Raw genomic sequence first — 16,312 nt, 5'->3', positions numbered from 1 at the left:
CACTGAATTTATCGGCGAACTGTTAAGATACTGTTAAAGCTTCCTTAACTATATCTTAACAGTCGGAACTTAATATGTAAAAGCAGGAGGAAAGCTATGGATATTGTCTCTTACAGCTTTTCTGAAGAACAAATTAATGAACTTACACGGCTTTTAGATCGTTTTGTCAGAAACGTGGGTGTAGATATAGCACTTTTGAGTGACGAAGGAGGAAGGCTCATAACTTTCGCACCTCAGATCGAAAATCTAAAAGCGCTGTCCCTGAGAAGTGCGGTGGTGTCTGCTGCGGTAAGTGGAGCTTTGGAGTATTTAGAAAACTTTGTGGATCAGGGAAGAACTCTCTATGTAGCTGGGGTTACAAAAAGCGTATATATGCTGAAGTCCGAGTATTCCTTTCTCTTTTTCTGCTCTTTTCCCAACAAGATACCCATAGGTAGCGTAAAGCTCTTTAGTGAAAGACTCATAAAGGAGATATCTCCCATCCTTCGGAGTGTAAGGGAAAAATCCAATGTTGAGCGCACCATAAAGTTTGAGGACATAGCCATATGATAGAGCTTCGCATACTCTATCACGGTCTTGGTATGGCTGGCAAAACTACCAACCTGGAAAAGCTAAAAGAACTGTACAGAGATGTGGTTTTTGACAGGTTTCACCAGCATACCAAAGAGGGGAGAACCGTTTATCTTGATATGCTCAGTCTTAAGCTTAAAACCCGCTTAGAAAATGTGGATCTCATCGTTTCTCTCTTTACCACTCCCGGACAAGAAAGGTTTGCACTTATGAGACCTTGGCTTTTTGGACATTCATCAGCTGTAGTTTTTGTCTTTGATTCATCAAGAAGTGTGGAAGAAAATATAAGGAGTTTTCAGGAAATAAGAGATCACGCAGGTGGGTTAGTTGTGCAGGCAAATAAAAGGGATGTAGAAAACGCTATTGAGCTTGAGGAGGTGAAAAGGATATTTAGTGATTATACTGTAGTCCCTGCGGTAGCGATAGAGGGCATAGGTGTGATAGAAACTTTCAGAGAAGCTCTGAAGGTAGCTTTAAATGGTGCAAGAAAGACTTCCTCAACTCCTTAAAGAGGTAAAACCTCTGCTCGGACCTATAAATAGGGAGGCTGTTAACCTGAAATGGATTCTTGAAATCCATAGCTCTTCTCTTCAAACAGGCTTGTACAAGCTTCAGTCTCTTGAGGAAACTTCTTACCTGCCTATGATAGAGGGGAACCTTTTAGGAGATTTAGAAAAAGATTTTGATATGCTTAGCTTTTACAGAACAGTGAAAAATTTTCTTATACATACTTTTAGACTTTCACTGTCTAAGGAAGTGCCTCTATATAGGGGGAATCCAGTCTGGATCAACATGGAAAGCATTGGCTTTAACATTAAAGAGCTTTTCGTAAAAATAAGAGATTTTGGGATTAATGGTTTTGTAGAGGTGGAGGACAGAGTAGAGAAAAGAAAAGGATACATTTTTTTACAAAACGGGTATGTGGTATCTGCGACCTTAGGACAAGAAAAGGGGGAAAAGGCTTTTAGATCTATTCTCAGAAGTCTCTTAGAAAACGTCTGTCTCCTCAATATTTACGAGCTTAGCAATACAGTGCTTAGCTTCCTGCTTTCCGAATACAAGAACTTTTCTGTCTTTTGGGAACTTGAAGATGCAGAAAAAACTCTTTATGAGGTATCCAAAGCTCATACTGATACTATTGCACTTTTAGTAAGCGTAGCTCTGCAGGATTATGGATACAAAGTGTACATGGATGGAAAGTTAGCGTATGAGGAAGCTTTTTGCGATGATGCTCCTTTTTTTGAACTTTACTTCACTAAGAGCTTTAAAACCTTAGATTTCTTCATACCTGAAGATTATCTCTCAGAAGATGACAAAATTAGGGTATTAAGGAGCGATGAGGGTTCTACTATTATATATTTTTGTCCTGCCTGCTGGAGCGTCATATCCCAAAAGGACAAAACATGCCCAAACTGTGGGTATGACCTTACAGAATTTCACAAGATGCCTTATGAATACAAACTTCTCATGGGACTTGAGCATCCTATTTTAGAAATGAGAATGAATGTTATACACACCATAGGTATGAAAAATCTTAAAGAAGCCCTGCCTCAGTTTGAGTATATGGCAAAGAGAGAATCTAATCCCATACTGCTTCTTGCAATAGTTGACGCTTTGGCTAAGATGACCCACCCCGAAGCCTTAGAACTTTTGAGAAAGCTCTCTTACCACAGCTATCCACTGATACGCTCAAGGGCAAGACACACTCTGGAAAAATTTATAAGATGGAAGAAATGACTAACTGTCTAAGGGCTTCCATAAAAATGGGGTGGTCCTTTAGAGTAGGGATTCTCACAAAGCTCTCAACACCAAGATCCTTCGCAAGCTTCCCGTAAAGTATATCAAGTTCGTAAAGTGTTTCGGAATGTTCACACACAAAAGACACGGGTATTAAAGCTACATGTCTGAAACGTGCGCTAATGATTTCCTCCAAAAGTTTGTCTGTGGGAGGCTCCAACCATTTTATGGGTCCTAACTTACTTTGGTATCCCAGAGCGTAAGATACTCCGGGAAAGTTCTTCATTATGAGTTTGACAGTTTTTTCTGTTTCCTCCTTATAGGGATCTCCGCTTTTTATAACTCTTAGGGGAAGACTGTGAGCGCTAAATAGGAAAAAGTAATTCTTCCAATTGTGCAGATTTTCCTTTATATTTTCCACCATAGCCTTTATGTAAAGAGGGTGATCGTGGTAAGACTTTATCTTAACAACTGGTACCTGCGGAAATTTTTTAAAAACCCTTTCAAATTCATTAAAAGATGATCCTGTTGTAGTTTTGCTGTATTGCGGATACATAGGGAGTAAGACTATCTTTTGTATATCCTCTTTGAAAAGCTCCTCAAGGGCTTCTTCAATGAAGGGATGCCAGTATCTCATAGAAATAACCACCTTAAAGTTTTCTCCGAGTAAATTTTGGAGAGCTTTCGCCTGCTTCTGAGTCTGCTCCCTTTGGGGAGATCTTCCTCCCATGATCTCATAATAATGTCTCGTTTTTTTCGCTCTTACTTTTGAAATAATGCGAGCAACAGGTTTTTGAATGATTTTCGGTATCTCTATAATGTCGTGATCAGAAAAGAGGTTGTAAAGAAAGGGTTCTACTGCAGATAAGCTATCAGGACCTCCCATATTGAGAAGCACAACGCCTACTTTACCCATCTGAGACTCCCACAAGTACATTTTTAACTGGAAAAACCTTTGATATACCACCTTTGCTACTTACACCTATGAGTCTATCCGCATAGGAAGCCAACACTTCTCTAAGCGTAACAACTATAAACTGAGCGTTCTGGGATCTGCTCTTTATAAGCTCTCCTACTCTTTTGGCGTTTGCCTCATCAAGGTGTGCATCCACCTCATCAAAGTAATAAAAGGGTGAGGGTTTGTAGTCTTGTATGGCAAAGATTAGAGAGAGTGCAACGAGCGTTTTTTCCCCACCCGATATAGCTTCTAAATACTGTACCTCTTTACCTTTAGGCTTTACTACAAGGTTTATACCACCCGCAAAGGGATCTTCCGGCTTTTCCATCTGCATATACGCCTTTCCACCGGGAGAAAGCTCAGCAAATACCCTTTTGAGACTCCCGTTTATACTCTCAAAGGCTTCCATAAAGGTTCTCAATTTTTTTGCCTCTATTTCCTCAATCATCTGCTTTATCGCTCTTTTTTCCTCACTGAGTCTTTCGTACCTTTCTATATAATCTTTGTGTCTAACTTCGTACTCTTTGTAATCCTCTTCGGCTTTAAAGTTTATGGTTCCGAGAGCTAACATCTCTCTCTTTACGGTATCCATAGCTTCTCTTATTCTGCTGTAACTCTCCTTTACTTCCTCAAGCTCTCCTGCAAACCCAAGCTCTGAAAGTTTATTCATGATGTCTTTGAGTTTTTCCTCAAGCTTTGACATCTCGGCTTCCCATCTGGTAAGTTCCTCCTTCCTGCTTTCTTCTTGGAGTCTGAGTTTTCCAATTTTAACCTGCATATCTGTGCAGATTTCTTCCAGCTTATCTTTCATTGAGTAAAGCTTGTAGGCTGTGCGTTCAAGTTCCTTTACACTCTCCTCAAGTCTGACCTTTTCTTCCCTCAGATGTTTTATCTTTTTTTCTATATTGATTATGGTGTCCTTTGCGCTCTCAAGAAAAGCCAGTTTTCTGTTTATCTCCATTTGGAGATTTTGGATATCCTTTTGAAGGTCTTTAAGTTTTATATTGAGCGAAAAGCTCTCTTCCTTGAGCCTGTCAAGAAACTTTTTGCTCCTTTCATACTCCTCTCTGAGTCCCTCTATACCTGACTGTTTGTAGTATTCAAGTATAGACTGCCTTTTTATCATAAGATTGGAGAGTTTCTCCTCAAGGTAAGATATATCCTCTTCAAGGGCTTGCCTTTCTTTTTTGAGATTCTCTTTTTCTTCCACGAGCATTCTAAGATAATCTTGTGCTTTTGAAAGCTTTTCCTCCACCTCTTTTATCCTTTCAAAACCAGCTTTGTCAGATTCTTGAAGCTCTTTTGAACGCCTTTCAAGTACTCTCAGTACACCTTCCTTTTCTATGAGTTCTTCTCTAAGGCTTTTTAAAAGCTTTTCAGTTTGCTCCTCCTCGAACCTGAGTTTTTCCTCAACTTCGGAAAGTCTCCTTAGCTCCTCTATGTAAAACTCTCTTCCGAGGTCACCTCTGCTTTCAAGGTATCCACCGCTGATAACTCCAGTCTTTTCAAAGAGTTCGCCTTCAAGAGTAACCATCCTGTAATTGCCAATTCCCAGATCTTTCGCACTCTGAAAGTCTTCAACCAAAAGGGTGTCTCCGAAAACGAACCTCACAGCCCTTTCAAATTTCCTATCGTACTCTACAAGATTCACAACAAAGTCTATAAAGCCCTTCCTTCTGGGATAGGATGGAAGATCGGGAGCTTTTATTCTGTTAAGAGGTATAAAGTTAATTCTTCCCCACCTCACCTCTTTTAGTCTCTGAATACACTCTTTAGCTACATCTTCGTCACGTACCACCACATAGGAAAGTCTCGCACCACCGGCGGACTCCACCGCTTTTATATACTCAAAGTCCTTTACTTTTATAAGTTGCGATACCCTGCCATAAACACCTTCTATATCCTCAAAGGGTAGCGCATCACCTTCACTATTTGCGAGCTTGGTTTCAAGCACAGCCTTTTCCTTAAGGATCTCCTCTTTTTCTTGTCTTATTCTCTTTAGCTTGCCTTCAAGATTTTCAATCTCCGCCTTTTTCCTCTTTATAGATATCTCTTCCTCTTTATACATTTTGCGATAGTTTTCCATCTTCATAAGGTTCTCACCCATCTGTGATTTTAGCTTTTCTACTTCTTCTTTGAGCTTTCTCGTGTCTTCCACGATCCTCTCACCCTTTATTTCTATCTCTCTGAGTTTTATATCTATTTGGGACACACGTTCTCTTTTCTGATCAAGCTCCTTCCTTATAGAGCTTATCTTCTCTTCGGTTGCGTGTGCTTCCTCAAGGGAAACTTTAAGTCCCTCTTCTTTGCTCCTGAGGTTCGCATAGAGAGATTCAAGCCTCTCTTGCATAAGGGTAATACTTCTTTCCTTTTCGGATATCAGGATTTTAAGATCTTTTTCCTCATCCAAGAGCTTTTCAAGATTTGCCCTTAGGCTTTTGAGGTGTTCCTCACTTTTGAGTATATCTTCCTGTGTCTCTTCCTGTTTTTGCAAAAGCTCTTTTATATTGCTTTCTATATGCTCAATGTCGGAACTTAACTTTCCGAGCCTTTCCTTAAAGGGAAGTAGCTGGGAATTTATGGACTTTAGCTCATCTTCTCTCTTAGTATACTCGGTTTCCAGATCTTTTAGATCTTGCCTTATTCGGGAAAGCTCAAGCTTCCTTTCCTGCGCAGATGCTTGGAGGCTTTCAAGAGTTTGGCTTACACTTCTTGCATCTTTTACAAGCAGTTTTATCTGCAGGTCTGTTAATGCGCTTTCCAGCTCCCTATACTTTCTCAACTTTTTGACATCAGTTGATAACCTCTCCATCTGAACTTCCATCTCGTCTATCAGGAGTCTAAGCTCCCTCAACTTAAGTTCTACATCCCCAAGATCCGTAAGCGCTTTCTGTTTTTTCTCCTCATATTCGCCTATGCCCGCAACTTCTTCTATAAGTTTCCTTCTTTCTACAGGGGTCATTTTCAAAAAGCGTATGACATCACCTTGCAAAACTATGTTGTATGCGTTCTCGTAAAGACCAGCCCTTGAGAGAAGCTCCTTGAGATCTCTCTCTTTCACCACACTACCGTTTATCCGGAAAGTGGTTCTTCCGTCTCTTTCCACCTTTCTTGAAATCACTATGTGTTGGTCCTCCACTGGAAATGCGCCTTCATTCTTAAAATGCACCTCAACATAAGCAAAATCGCTACTTTCTCCGTCTTTTGAGTATATTAAGTAAGATAGATTTTTTGCCCTCAGGGTCTTGGCTGTTGCAAGACCTAAAGCGAAAGATATGGCATCCCCTATGTTGGATTTCCCAGCACCGTTTGGTCCCACAATGCCTACAAAACCTGATCCTAAGGGGATCTGCGTCCTCCCCCTTCCGTAAGACTTAAAACCCTCCACCAAAATTTTCTCTATCCACGCCCGCATCAATATAAATTTATAGCATTCCTTTAGTCCATATCGTGTTTTTCAACTGGGTCTTCCACAGGTTTTCTGGGGGCTTCCACCTCATAAAATCTTTCTTCCAACTTTTTGAGTATCTTAGGAAGGGTAGTGTACTCCATTTCCTCAGATGGGAGTCTGTGAGGTTCAAAGATACCCTGTCTCCTTAGTATGTCAGCTATCACCTGAGCCTGCTCTCTTGCTTTGTCAAAGGCGGGATCGTCAAAGAGATCTCTCGGACCAATTAATTTGCCTTCTGCAAGCTGATAGCCTGCAGCTATAACCCTAGGTGGTCCATCAAACCTGGTAGGTTTGGCATCTTTAAAGGATACAGGCATGAGTGGTCCGTTGTGAGATCCCCTCATCCATCCTTCCACTATCCACGGTCTTGCAAAAGGCTCAAGGATCTCACCTACAGCAGGAAATCCAGCCTGAGCTCTCACTATCATGACAGGATCGTCCTTACCAACATACTTACCTGCTATTAAAGAGAGCCTCTGAGTTGAGGCAACAGCAGCTATCTCACCGTCATTATTCCTCCAGACGCTTCTGACCGCATACCTCTCCACAGTACCTATGAGAGCCAAAAGTTCGTAAAGTTCTGATGGTGTAGAAAGCTTTACAGCTTTACCAGTGTAAGTGTCAAGAACTTCAAAAGTGAATCCATCGTGCATCTTGGGATCAATGACAAGTCCAGCGCACACCATAGGATCCGCAAACATCTCGTAAAGTGGGAGGCTCCACGCACTCGGAGCTGTCTTATCCGCAAAAAAGATTATTATAGGCTCAGAAGGTCTCTCCTCAAACTCCATCTCCGCAACGCCAGGACCCATACCTTTAACATTTCCGGAAAAGGCTGTAGAAAGAAGATCTTGACCAGCACCGTAAAGTTTGAGCCTTTTTGCTACCTCAGTTGCCTTTTCAAAGGCTCTCCAGGCTATGCCATGAACTATCTCACTATCCACACCGTGAGTATGCGTCATAACTATTGCTGTATCGTCACCACACGTAAGTATGTCAGCATCAATAAGCAGTCCTTTCTTCACCTCCTCTTTTACAAATTCTTCAATAGTTTCCACAAGTTCGGGATGTACAGCGGAGTGTCCCACATAACCCCCTACATCCGCTTTAATAACGCTAAGCGTCACTTTCATACCAAACCTCCTTTGATTTCTTCCCTATATTATACCCTATGAGGGAAAGCTTAAAGCTCCTTTTCCTGATAGTGTCATATAACTTCCTACTTGAGTATATCTCAAGCAAGGTAGTTCTTCCAGTTAGGTTCTTTCCAGAAGACCTTCAAAGCTTCATTACGCTCATATCTTTTGATTCAGCTCTCTATCTTGCCTGGCTCTTTGGCTACAGAAACAGCACAGTCCTATGGTTAGCTTACCTCTTTTTCTTCCAGATACTTGGGCTTTCCTTTATCACGCGCAGTTATACAGTTATAGCAGAGTATACTCCATCTTTCTTGCTAACACTCATCTTTCTGTGGCTCTTTGAATCCCCAACCGAGACGAATATAAGGAAGCTCTCCGAAGAAAGGAAGAGGCTTGAGGAGGATCTTGAGAGAAACAGAAAGGAGTTTGAGAATATCAAGGAACAGGTGAGATTAGCCGAAGAACTAATCAGCTCCCTCAAAAGAGAAAAGGAGGCTGTAGAGGAAAAACTTAATCAACTGAAAGATTTTCAAACAGCAGACAGGCAGGCTCTTTTAAAGGAAAGGGATGAACTTATAGAGAAGATAAGACAAACGGAAATGAGTCTCATCGAATACAGAAGCAGGCTTGAAAGAACAGTTGAAGCTAACAGAAAACTCTTTGAACTCCTTGAACTGCTACAAAGACAGGAGGAAAAGAGTCAGAAAGGTGAAATAGCAAATCTCAGAAAGGAGAGGAAAAAGCTTGTAAAAGAGGTTTTGGAGCTTCAATCTCTTTTGGAAATCTCAGAAAGTGAAAAGGATCAGCTCAGGATGGAATTGTCAAAACTCAGATCCCAGTTTGAAGCTCTTGGTAAGGAAAGGGACCTTTTAGCTCTTGATCTTGAACAGCTCAAAAAGAAGGTACTGAGCAAAGCAGATATATACAGGGAGGTGTTCAGCTTTATACTTGACAATGTGGAGATAGAGGACAGAGTTCTAAGCGAGTTTATGCACCTACCGCTTGATAAAAAAAGGGAATTTATAAAGGAACTTTTAATACTTAATATGAGGGATAGGGGAGAACCGCTGGAAAACATGAAAGGACTCAGAAATGTTTTTAAATTGAAGCCTAAAGGTGGTAGGATATACTTCACATACGGTCAGAATAAAAGGTGGAGGGTAATAGGTTTGATAGCTTCCGAAGATGACAAGGATAAGGAAAGATATGCGAAGGAAGTTTTGGTAAAATATATGCAATAAATACAGATCGGAGGTTTAGTATGAAAAGCTTAAAAGCATCCCTTGACGTGTTGACATCATTTAAACCGGATAAGTACATGGTGACAAACCTTTATCTCAATCTCTCACCCGAAGAAAGAGCTGACAGAAAGTATCTTTTGACCTTTAAAAACATGGTCAAAGAACAAAAGGAATACCTTTCAAAAAGGGAAATTGATAAAGAAGTTCTTGAATCTATAAACGAGGACTTTGAAAAAATTGAATCCTATTTGTTCCAACTTCAAAACGTAAAAGCATGCAGAGGCATAGCCATCTTCTCTTCAAGCGCGAAGGGACTTTTTGAAGTGGTTAAGCTCCCTTATGTATACAGAAACAGGCTGATGGTAACACACAACCCGAGGATAAGAGAAATAGCATCCTTAGACGAAGAGCTTGGAAGTATAGGTATTTTGTTAATTGACAGAAAACATGTAAAGTTCTACCTGATGGATCTGGAAGGTGTTTATGAAGTAGTGGACTTTCTTGAACCCCTCGCAACGAGATCTCACAAATTCCACAGTGGTGGTGGACTTCTCAAAGGTGCGCAAGGTAGCATGAGATACACAATGCCATCCAGGGTATCAGCTCCCAATATGGTACAGCACTCTTACGGCGAGTACAGATTTCATATGAGAATAAAAGAAGAAAAGCACAGACTTTTTAAATTAGCCAACGACGCTTTAATGGAGGCGTGGAAAGAATACAAATTTGACAAACTCGTAATAGGAAGTGATAGAGAAGACATAGGAGAAATAGAAAACCATCTACATCCGTATATACTCCAGAGGCTCACAGGTTACGTGCGCGTAAATCCAAGCGAAATTACCGACGCAAAATTAAAATCTTTTATCCTCGATCTTCTCTGGCAAAAGGATAGAGAACAGGAAAAGGATCTTTTGAAACAACTTGACGAACTTCAAGGCATGAAACTTGCTGTCAATGGCACAAGTCAGGTTTTGGAACAGCTCGCATCCGGAAATGTGAGAACTCTTTTAGTACCCGAAAGCTTTGAAAAGCCGGGTTACTTATGTTCTCAATCTCATCTGCCCACTCTCAAACCCGAATGTCCTGTTGAAGGCGAGTCGGTGTACGAGATCCCAGACATAGTTGATGAAGCTATAGAACTTGCTTTGGAGGAAAGAGCAATTATAAAAATTATAATAGATCCGCAAATGCAGAAAAAAATAGACGGACTTGCCGCCTTTTTAAGATTTCCCCTATGATTAATGAAAGAGTGATCGTATTCATAGATGGATCTAACCTTTTCCATGCTATAAGGTACTTAAATATCAGGATAGATTATCAAAAGCTCGTGGATTTTCTCACCGAAGGTAGGAAGCTTATAAGAGCCTACTTTTATGGTGCTATGCCTCATGAAAAGGATGTTAAAAAGAACACACCCGAGTGGGAGAGTCTCATAAGACAGAGGAGGTTTTTAGAAGAACTGTCACTGATGGGTATAAAGGTAAAGATAGCGCATCTTAAAAAGCTTCCATCAGGTGAGTATGTAGAAAAAGAAGTGGACATTATGCTGGCAACGGACATGCTTAGCATGGCATACATGGATACTTACGATACAGCCGTGCTTATAAGTGGTGACAGCGACTACTCTTACACAGTTGAGGAAGTACAGAGAATAGGCAAAAGGGTAGAGAACGCATCCTTTAAAAGGACAAGCTCCTATCAACTCAGAAAGATATGTGACAGATTCATACTTCTTGATGACTATTTGGACAGGTTTTTGGTGGAAGAAAAACCGGTGATAACTCAAGAGATAAGTTTCTGGGAGAGAATAGTGAGGATATGGAAAAGATCATGAAAGCTCTATCTTTGAAATGGAATGGTGAATGCGTAAAGAGGCTGGACTGCGTAGATAGCATTAAGGAACAAACCGCAGTCAGCGTGGGAAATTTTGACGGTGTTCATCTTGGACATAAATTCCTTATTGAAAGACTAAAAGAAGAAGCTCAAAAGAGGGAGCTAAAAACCGTCATCCTCTCCTTTTACCCACATCCTTTAAAGGTTTTAGCGCCCAAACAACTGCCTTGCGAGCTTACAAACCTTGAAGAGAAAATAGACATGCTTGAAACCTTAGGTATAGATTACGCTATTTTTCTAAGGTTTGATGAAAAGTTTTCTCTGATGAAAGCAGAAGATTTCGTGAGGTATATACTTTATAACAGGCTAAACACAAAATTTCTATTGGTGGGTTACGATTGGCGCTTTGGTTACAGAAGGGAAGGAGAAATAGAGCTTGCCAGAGAACTTGGAGAGAAGTTAGGTTTTGAGGTAAGTTCTGTAGAACCTTTTAGGTTGAACGATCACATAGTGAGTAGCACATTAATAAGGAGGCTACTTCACTCGGGAAGGCTTGAGGAAGCCCGGGTATATCTCGGAAGATCTTACTGGGTAAGAAGGAAGGTGATAAAAGGTGATGGAAGAGGGACGATTATAGGTATACCCACAGCCAACCTTGAAGGTACTGAAAATCTTTGTCTGAAAGAAGGTGTTTATGCAGTAATCGTAGAAGATAACTTTCTGGGAGTTGCCAATTATGGATATAGACCAACCTTTAACGGTAGGAAGAAGGTGCTTGAAGTACATCTTCTTGACTTCAAAGGAGATATCAGAGGTAAAAAGGTGAAGGTGGAATTTGTAAAGTTTTTGAGGGAAGAAATAAAGTTTAACTCCGTTGAAGAGCTAAAAAAGCAGGTAAAGCAGGACATAGAGTTAGCCAGAAGTGTTTTGAGCTGAAGCGAGTAGATGAGATATATACCTTATCTCCCCGTTTTTCAAAAGGGCAAAACCTTTTTCCATTCTATCTCTAAGTCCCTTTTTATTTTCAAGAAAGTCCTGAAGGGTTTTTGGCTCTCCGTGAGCCTTCAGCATATACTCTCTCTTTTCACCATTGTCAAAATAAATGATCACGGGAAGACAGTAAAACATGGAGTAGGCTCCCTCGTGGCATCTGTGTATTTCACCAGCCACCTGTATGCTCACACTTCTTGCAACTATATCTTCTTCCCTAACCATCTTTATAAATTATAAACCGAGTTCCTTCATCTTCCTCCAGAGGGTTGTCCTATGCATACCAAGAATCTTCGCAGCGAGACTTCTGTTTCCTCCCGTTTGCTCAAGTACCTGTCTTATTCTCTCTATCTCTTCCTCTTTTACAGAAGGCATACTATCCATATCAATGTGTATATCTTCTGGATTTATAATACTACCTCTGCAGGTGATTACCGCTCTCTCTATGAGATTTTCAAGCTCTCTTACATTGCCAGGAAAGTTATAGGAAAGGAGCAGTTTCATGGCTTCTGATGAGATACCTTTTATACGTCGTGAGTACATTTTTGAATACTTTTCTATAAAGTGATTTACAAGAAGAGGTATGTCTTCTTTCCTCTCTCTGAGGGGAGGAATGTGCAGTTTCACTACACCTAACCTGTAATACAAGTCTTCTCTGAACTGTCCGCGCCTTATGAGTTCCTTAAGATTTCTGTTGGTTGAGGCTATTATTCTCACGTTGGCTTTTCTTGTTTTTGTATCTCCGAGTCTTTCAAATTCCTTTTCTTGAACAAAGTGAAGTATTTTTGCCTGAAGATGCAGGGGCATGTCTCCTATCTCATCAAGAAAGAGCGTACCACCATCTGCAAGTTCTACCTTGCCGGGCTTATCTCTTACCGCACCAGTGAAAGCCCCCTTTACATGACCGAAAAGCTCCGCCTCAAGCAGTGTGTCGGGGATAGCAGTGCAGTTAACCTTTACAAAAGGTCCGTTTCTTCTTGGAGACATGTAGTGTATATACTTTGCCAAAAAACTTTTGCCTGTCCCAGTTTCTCCTTCTAAAAGGATGTTCGTATCATAATCAGAGATAACACTTATTTGATTAAGTATATTTCTGAAAATAGGATTTTTTGTTATTATCTTTATGTCTCCTTTTTCTAGTAAATTTGACATACTTTCTGGTACTATGTAGAAGGAAATCACAAAACCTTTTCCGATTTTTAGTGGAGATAACAAGATAGATGCTTTATGTATTCCGCATGGCGTTTCTATATATATATCAGTTCTCTCACCTGGGTTAGGAAGCTCTTCTAAACTTAATTTAACAATATCCTTTAAATTTTTGCCTTTTAGCTCTTCGTATTCTCTACAAAGAACTTTTTTTGCAATGGCGTTATAATCTATAACATTACCTCTATCGTCAACTATTAGAACCGCTTCAATTATAGAATTTAGAGTTACCTCAATAAACTCTTTTTGTTTTTTAACTTCTTCCATATAGAAGATCACTTTACTGACATCTCTGAATACTTCTATAACTCCCATAAATTCATCTCCTACAAAAAGCGGAGTTATACTAAGGCAAACGTGTTTTTCATTTTTAGTTCTAATATCGTATATTTGCACACCGCTTTTGTTTTCCTCCACTATATTCATGGGACAACTCTGACATATGGAAAAGAACGCTGGACATGGAGAACCAATTGAAAAACGCTCCTCCAAGATTTTTTCTGCACTTTCATTAAAGAACAGAATTTTTTTATCTTTACTAACTATAATAACACCATCAAATAATACCTGTAAAAAATGAACATTATTAAAGAAATCTAACAATTTCTTTTCCATGTTATAGTATTCCTCTTTCCTTTGCATAAAGCCCATATTTTTTATCTGCTTTAGCGATGTGACCGTATAACCATCCCCAACAATATGCCAAAGCTTCACTAAAAGATTTATAAGATCCACTCTTGACATATGGTAAAAGCTTCTGTACTTCTTCCCTAAATACCTTATGTAATCTCTTATGGTTCTCCAATTCTGGATAACCAATCGATTCCATAAATTTTTCTTCGTGATTTAGATGTTCTTCAACAAACCACGAGAGCTGATTTACAAACACTTTTTCAGCCTCCTGTCTTTTACCATCTTTTAAAAGTTCTGCTATTGAATTAAGCATATCAACAAGTACTTTATGTTCCTTATCCATCTCCTCAACCCCCGTAAGCAGATCACTTGTTAGTTCTATTATACTCATGTTTATTCACAAATTTAAAAAAAAAATAAAAAAAAGAGGAAAGGCGGGGAAGGGAGAACGGGGAGGGGAAAGGGGAGATACGCCTTATCATTTGGAACCACCTCCTTTCGTTCCTGTAGCCTCAATAAGTTTCTTTAAACCTTCTGGTAACTTATCTGTAGGAGGGTTGTAAATCCAAGGCTCATTAGGAACGAAGGTCCACGCTGGAGCTATACTGTTTGGATAACTTCCCAGAGGATGTATATAAAGTGGAGTAGGATTGTGTATGGTCATATCAGGGTCTGTAAGAGAGAAAAACGTTGGACCTTTCTCTTCATTCATACTACTAAAAAGTTTTATCTGAGACATTTGCACCTTATAGTAGTTCTGGTCTCCCTTAGCTCCGTGACATACCATACAGAATACCCCCACCTGTGAACCTCCCTGAGTATCAACTCTCAGATATTTCCAGTTAGGGTTGGATGGATGGGGATCATGACAGCTTACGCAACTTAACTTTCCGTCCACAAGGAGTTTCTCTGGAACTTTCGCAATTTTAGGATTTGGCTTCACACTTACCGGATGTGTCATATGAAGATAAATAGGTCTTATGTCAGCCCCGCCAAATTTTGAAAGGTTATGACAACCCAAACACAGGGCTTCTATTCCTGACACATTTTGCCCTGTTCTCGGATTCGGATATAATGTATTCTGCACTTTAAAAATCTTCTCCGCTTTAGCATAGTGAGGGTCGTGGCATCCAAGACAGTCAAGCCCTTCATGTGGACCCGCGGCCTGAGCAACTATAACTGCAAATGTAACTACAAAAAGAACTAACAGGAGACCCTTTTCACTCAGAATCATCTTTTTACCCCCGAGATCATTTATGAGATTCCTCGGCAAGAGCTTTAAATATGTCATTAAAAGATACCAGTTCATTTTTGACTATAACTCCTACATTGCCCATTACACACAAAGAGTACTCAGGTCCTGCAATCGCCCATCCATGAAGGGGAGACCAATTAAAGCCGGAAAGTACCGAAAATTCTTCAACTTGTTTTTTTGCTATAGAATTGTTCATAGCACAAACTTCTGCAAACTTTTTAGCTTGTTCTTCAGTAACTTCTCCTTTGTAAGCTACAAGTTCACCATTATCGGTGAACTCGCCAGCAGCAATTACACCGTTGATCTGCATGAGTTTGTCAAGATCTGCCATGATTACACCTCCTTTATAAGATTTTCAAATAGTATGCGAAACACGCTATCAAAGTCCGCATTTTTATATTCACAAAACACTCCTATGCTTCTAACTATACACGTCACATACTTACCCCCTGCAAGCATAAAACCCTCTACAGGATATAAGCCTTCCTTTTCAGTGTATATTGACCATCTATTTGACTTCATAATGTCTATAAAATGATTGGCAACATGTACCAGTGCTATTAATTCATCTATCTTTTCCGGCACATCCTCATAGCTGATCACATCACTGCAATGTACTAAAAAGTTACCAGCATTTGTAAACTCTCCTATTACTAAAACACCACTTATTTCTTTCAGTTTTTCAAATATCTTCTCCATCCTGAGTTTAAATATTGCAAAAACCATACCAAAAAATACCTTTCCATAAGCCCTTGATTTATCGTTATTTTTAGAAGAACCGTCTTTTGTTTATGTATTGCATGTTGCAACATTGTTGCAACAGGAGAGGTTATCTTTTATTCCTATTAGCAAAAACCCATTGATTTATCTTCTTCAACCTCTTCAAAAGGAGAGTACAGAGAGGTAGCTTTTTTCCGTGCATTCTCCATGCCCTCATATCCTCAATAAAAGCTTGGACTCTTGTCCTGACACTTCTACTACTTATGCCGCCGACCCGCATAATAACCAAAGTTTCAGGAATATACTCTACCTTTATAGTCCCAAAATGCACCACTCTTAACATAAACTCATAGTCTCCACCTATCTTAAAGGATTCACCATAAAAGCTAAACCTTTCGTACACTTTCCTTATAGAAAAGCCCATTTTTATACTCGCCTGCAGGTTTATACACCAACAATCCTATCTTAAGTCATATATTTTAGTCTCCTGACTACTTGAAAGTTCCAAGCAGTGGCATAAACTTTTATCCTTATGGTAAGGGAGATACTGAAGTTCCCTCATCCTATGTTGAA

Annotated in this window: 17 protein-coding genes; 7 read left to right on the top strand and 10 right to left on the bottom strand. The window is 39.9% G+C overall.

The annotated features are described in order from the left end of the window. Positions 1 to 96: 96 nt before the first annotated feature. Genes ABWK04_01880 through ABWK04_01870 form a run of 3 tightly spaced genes read left to right on the top strand, consistent with a single transcriptional unit; the run spans position 97 to position 2,307 of the window. Entirely contained in the window at positions 97 to 549 is a 453-nt protein-coding gene (locus ABWK04_01880; protein ID MEZ0360636.1) for a hypothetical protein, read from the top strand. Next, positions 546 to 1,079, top strand: coding sequence for an ADP-ribosylation factor-like protein (locus ABWK04_01875; GenBank protein MEZ0360635.1), 534 nt, complete (start codon positions 546 to 548; stop codon positions 1,077 to 1,079). Before ABWK04_01880 ends, ABWK04_01875 begins: the two co-directional genes overlap by 4 nt. Continuing rightward, on the top strand, positions 1,048 to 2,307 hold the full coding sequence (locus tag ABWK04_01870) for a HEAT repeat domain-containing protein (GenBank protein MEZ0360634.1): 1,260 nt from the start codon (positions 1,048 to 1,050) through the stop codon (positions 2,305 to 2,307). Before ABWK04_01875 ends, ABWK04_01870 begins: the two co-directional genes overlap by 32 nt. Here ABWK04_01870 and hemH read toward each other — a convergent pair. From hemH to fbp, 3 genes are read right to left on the bottom strand one after another with little or no spacing between them, the layout of a single operon-like run. After that, complete coding sequence (gene hemH, locus ABWK04_01865; protein ID MEZ0360633.1) at positions 2,288 to 3,223, bottom strand: ferrochelatase; 936 nt, start codon at positions 3,221 to 3,223, stop codon at positions 2,288 to 2,290. The genes ABWK04_01870 and hemH overlap by 20 nt on opposite strands. After that, positions 3,216 to 6,680, bottom strand: coding sequence for a chromosome segregation protein SMC (smc, locus tag ABWK04_01860; protein MEZ0360632.1), 3,465 nt, complete (start codon positions 6,678 to 6,680; stop codon positions 3,216 to 3,218). The genes hemH and smc overlap by 8 nt, the downstream gene beginning before the upstream one ends. 23 nt (positions 6,681 to 6,703) lie before the next feature. Continuing rightward, on the bottom strand, positions 6,704 to 7,849 hold the full coding sequence (gene fbp / locus ABWK04_01855; GenBank protein MEZ0360631.1) for a fructose-1,6-bisphosphate aldolase/phosphatase: 1,146 nt from the start codon (positions 7,847 to 7,849) through the stop codon (positions 6,704 to 6,706). 38 nt (positions 7,850 to 7,887) lie between these two features. Here fbp and ABWK04_01850 point away from each other — a divergent pair, with 38 nt between their 5' ends. From ABWK04_01850 to ABWK04_01835, 4 genes are read left to right on the top strand one after another with little or no spacing between them, the layout of a single operon-like run. After that, positions 7,888 to 9,096, top strand: coding sequence for a hypothetical protein (locus tag ABWK04_01850; protein MEZ0360630.1), 1,209 nt, complete (start codon positions 7,888 to 7,890; stop codon positions 9,094 to 9,096). Positions 9,097 to 9,116: 20 nt separating this feature from the next. Next, positions 9,117 to 10,337 carry a peptide chain release factor 1 gene (locus ABWK04_01845; GenBank protein MEZ0360629.1) on the top strand — a complete coding sequence of 407 codons (1,221 nt, stop codon included), beginning with the start codon at positions 9,117 to 9,119 and terminating at the stop codon, positions 10,335 to 10,337. Then, positions 10,334 to 10,933, top strand: a complete 600-nt coding sequence (locus ABWK04_01840) for an NYN domain-containing protein (GenBank protein MEZ0360628.1) — start codon at positions 10,334 to 10,336, stop codon at positions 10,931 to 10,933. The genes ABWK04_01845 and ABWK04_01840 overlap by 4 nt, the downstream gene beginning before the upstream one ends. Further along, on the top strand, positions 10,918 to 11,868 hold the full coding sequence (locus ABWK04_01835; protein MEZ0360627.1) for a bifunctional riboflavin kinase/FAD synthetase: 951 nt from the start codon (positions 10,918 to 10,920) through the stop codon (positions 11,866 to 11,868). The genes ABWK04_01840 and ABWK04_01835 overlap by 16 nt, the downstream gene beginning before the upstream one ends. Here ABWK04_01835 and ABWK04_01830 read toward each other — a convergent pair. From ABWK04_01830 to ABWK04_01800, 7 genes are all read right to left on the bottom strand, one after another. Next, positions 11,845 to 12,147 carry a hypothetical protein gene (locus ABWK04_01830; GenBank protein MEZ0360626.1) on the bottom strand — a complete coding sequence of 101 codons (303 nt, stop codon included), beginning with the start codon at positions 12,145 to 12,147 and terminating at the stop codon, positions 11,845 to 11,847. The two genes, ABWK04_01835 and ABWK04_01830, sit on opposite strands and share 24 nt — an antisense overlap. 9 nt (positions 12,148 to 12,156) lie before the next feature. Beyond that, a complete protein-coding gene (locus tag ABWK04_01825) occupies positions 12,157 to 13,746 on the bottom strand; it encodes a sigma 54-interacting transcriptional regulator (GenBank protein ID MEZ0360625.1) in 1,590 nt (529 codons plus the stop codon). A gap of 1 nt (position 13,747) precedes the next feature. Then, on the bottom strand, positions 13,748 to 14,155 hold the full coding sequence (locus tag ABWK04_01820) for a hemerythrin family protein (GenBank protein MEZ0360624.1): 408 nt from the start codon (positions 14,153 to 14,155) through the stop codon (positions 13,748 to 13,750). Positions 14,156 to 14,242: 87 nt separating this feature from the next. Continuing rightward, on the bottom strand, positions 14,243 to 14,998 hold the full coding sequence (locus tag ABWK04_01815; GenBank protein MEZ0360623.1) for a cytochrome c3 family protein: 756 nt from the start codon (positions 14,996 to 14,998) through the stop codon (positions 14,243 to 14,245). Positions 14,999 to 15,014: 16 nt separating this feature from the next. Next, positions 15,015 to 15,350 carry a DUF2173 family protein gene (locus ABWK04_01810; protein ID MEZ0360622.1) on the bottom strand — a complete coding sequence of 112 codons (336 nt, stop codon included), beginning with the start codon at positions 15,348 to 15,350 and terminating at the stop codon, positions 15,015 to 15,017. Positions 15,351 to 15,352: 2 nt separating this feature from the next. After that, entirely contained in the window at positions 15,353 to 15,745 is a 393-nt protein-coding gene (locus ABWK04_01805) for a DUF2173 family protein (GenBank protein MEZ0360621.1), read from the bottom strand. A 103-nt stretch (positions 15,746 to 15,848) separates the two neighbouring features. Continuing rightward, positions 15,849 to 16,163 (bottom strand): hypothetical protein, encoded by a 315-nt coding sequence (locus ABWK04_01800; GenBank protein ID MEZ0360620.1) that lies wholly within the window; start codon positions 16,161 to 16,163, stop codon positions 15,849 to 15,851. Positions 16,164 to 16,312: the final 149 nt, after the last annotated feature.

It is taken from the genome of Hydrogenobacter sp. (assembly GCA_041287335.1).
Taxonomy (GTDB): domain Bacteria; phylum Aquificota; class Aquificia; order Aquificales; family Aquificaceae; genus Hydrogenobacter.
The sequence above is the reverse complement of the archived record's forward strand: the minus strand, read 5'-3'. Positions and strand labels throughout refer to the sequence as shown.

What these genes read in the sequence shown, in the direction of transcription:
- ABWK04_01850 (MEZ0360630.1), top strand. Translation starts at nt 7,888, where the DNA reads ATGAGGGAAAGCTTAAAGCTCCTTTTCCTGATAGTGTCATATAACTTC.
- ABWK04_01800 (MEZ0360620.1), bottom strand. Translation starts at nt 16,163, where the DNA reads ATGGGCTTTTCTATAAGGAAAGTGTACGAAAGGTTTAGCTTTTATGGT.
- ABWK04_01825 (MEZ0360625.1), bottom strand. Translation starts at nt 13,746, where the DNA reads ATGGAAAAGAAATTGTTAGATTTCTTTAATAATGTTCATTTTTTACAG.
- ABWK04_01805 (MEZ0360621.1), bottom strand. Translation starts at nt 15,745, where the DNA reads ATGGTTTTTGCAATATTTAAACTCAGGATGGAGAAGATATTTGAAAAA.
- fbp (MEZ0360631.1), bottom strand. Translation starts at nt 7,849, where the DNA reads ATGAAAGTGACGCTTAGCGTTATTAAAGCGGATGTAGGGGGTTATGTG.
- ABWK04_01835 (MEZ0360627.1), top strand. Translation starts at nt 10,918, where the DNA reads ATGGAAAAGATCATGAAAGCTCTATCTTTGAAATGGAATGGTGAATGC.
- ABWK04_01810 (MEZ0360622.1), bottom strand. Translation starts at nt 15,350, where the DNA reads ATGGCAGATCTTGACAAACTCATGCAGATCAACGGTGTAATTGCTGCT.
- ABWK04_01875 (MEZ0360635.1), top strand. Translation starts at nt 546, where the DNA reads ATGATAGAGCTTCGCATACTCTATCACGGTCTTGGTATGGCTGGCAAA.
- ABWK04_01830 (MEZ0360626.1), bottom strand. Translation starts at nt 12,147, where the DNA reads ATGGTTAGGGAAGAAGATATAGTTGCAAGAAGTGTGAGCATACAGGTG.
- smc (MEZ0360632.1), bottom strand. Translation starts at nt 6,680, where the DNA reads ATGCGGGCGTGGATAGAGAAAATTTTGGTGGAGGGTTTTAAGTCTTAC.
- ABWK04_01880 (MEZ0360636.1), top strand. Translation starts at nt 97, where the DNA reads ATGGATATTGTCTCTTACAGCTTTTCTGAAGAACAAATTAATGAACTT.
- ABWK04_01840 (MEZ0360628.1), top strand. Translation starts at nt 10,334, where the DNA reads ATGATTAATGAAAGAGTGATCGTATTCATAGATGGATCTAACCTTTTC.
- hemH (MEZ0360633.1), bottom strand. Translation starts at nt 3,223, where the DNA reads ATGGGTAAAGTAGGCGTTGTGCTTCTCAATATGGGAGGTCCTGATAGC.
- ABWK04_01845 (MEZ0360629.1), top strand. Translation starts at nt 9,117, where the DNA reads ATGAAAAGCTTAAAAGCATCCCTTGACGTGTTGACATCATTTAAACCG.
- ABWK04_01815 (MEZ0360623.1), bottom strand. Translation starts at nt 14,998, where the DNA reads ATGATTCTGAGTGAAAAGGGTCTCCTGTTAGTTCTTTTTGTAGTTACA.
- ABWK04_01870 (MEZ0360634.1), top strand. Translation starts at nt 1,048, where the DNA reads ATGGTGCAAGAAAGACTTCCTCAACTCCTTAAAGAGGTAAAACCTCTG.
- ABWK04_01820 (MEZ0360624.1), bottom strand. Translation starts at nt 14,155, where the DNA reads ATGAGTATAATAGAACTAACAAGTGATCTGCTTACGGGGGTTGAGGAG.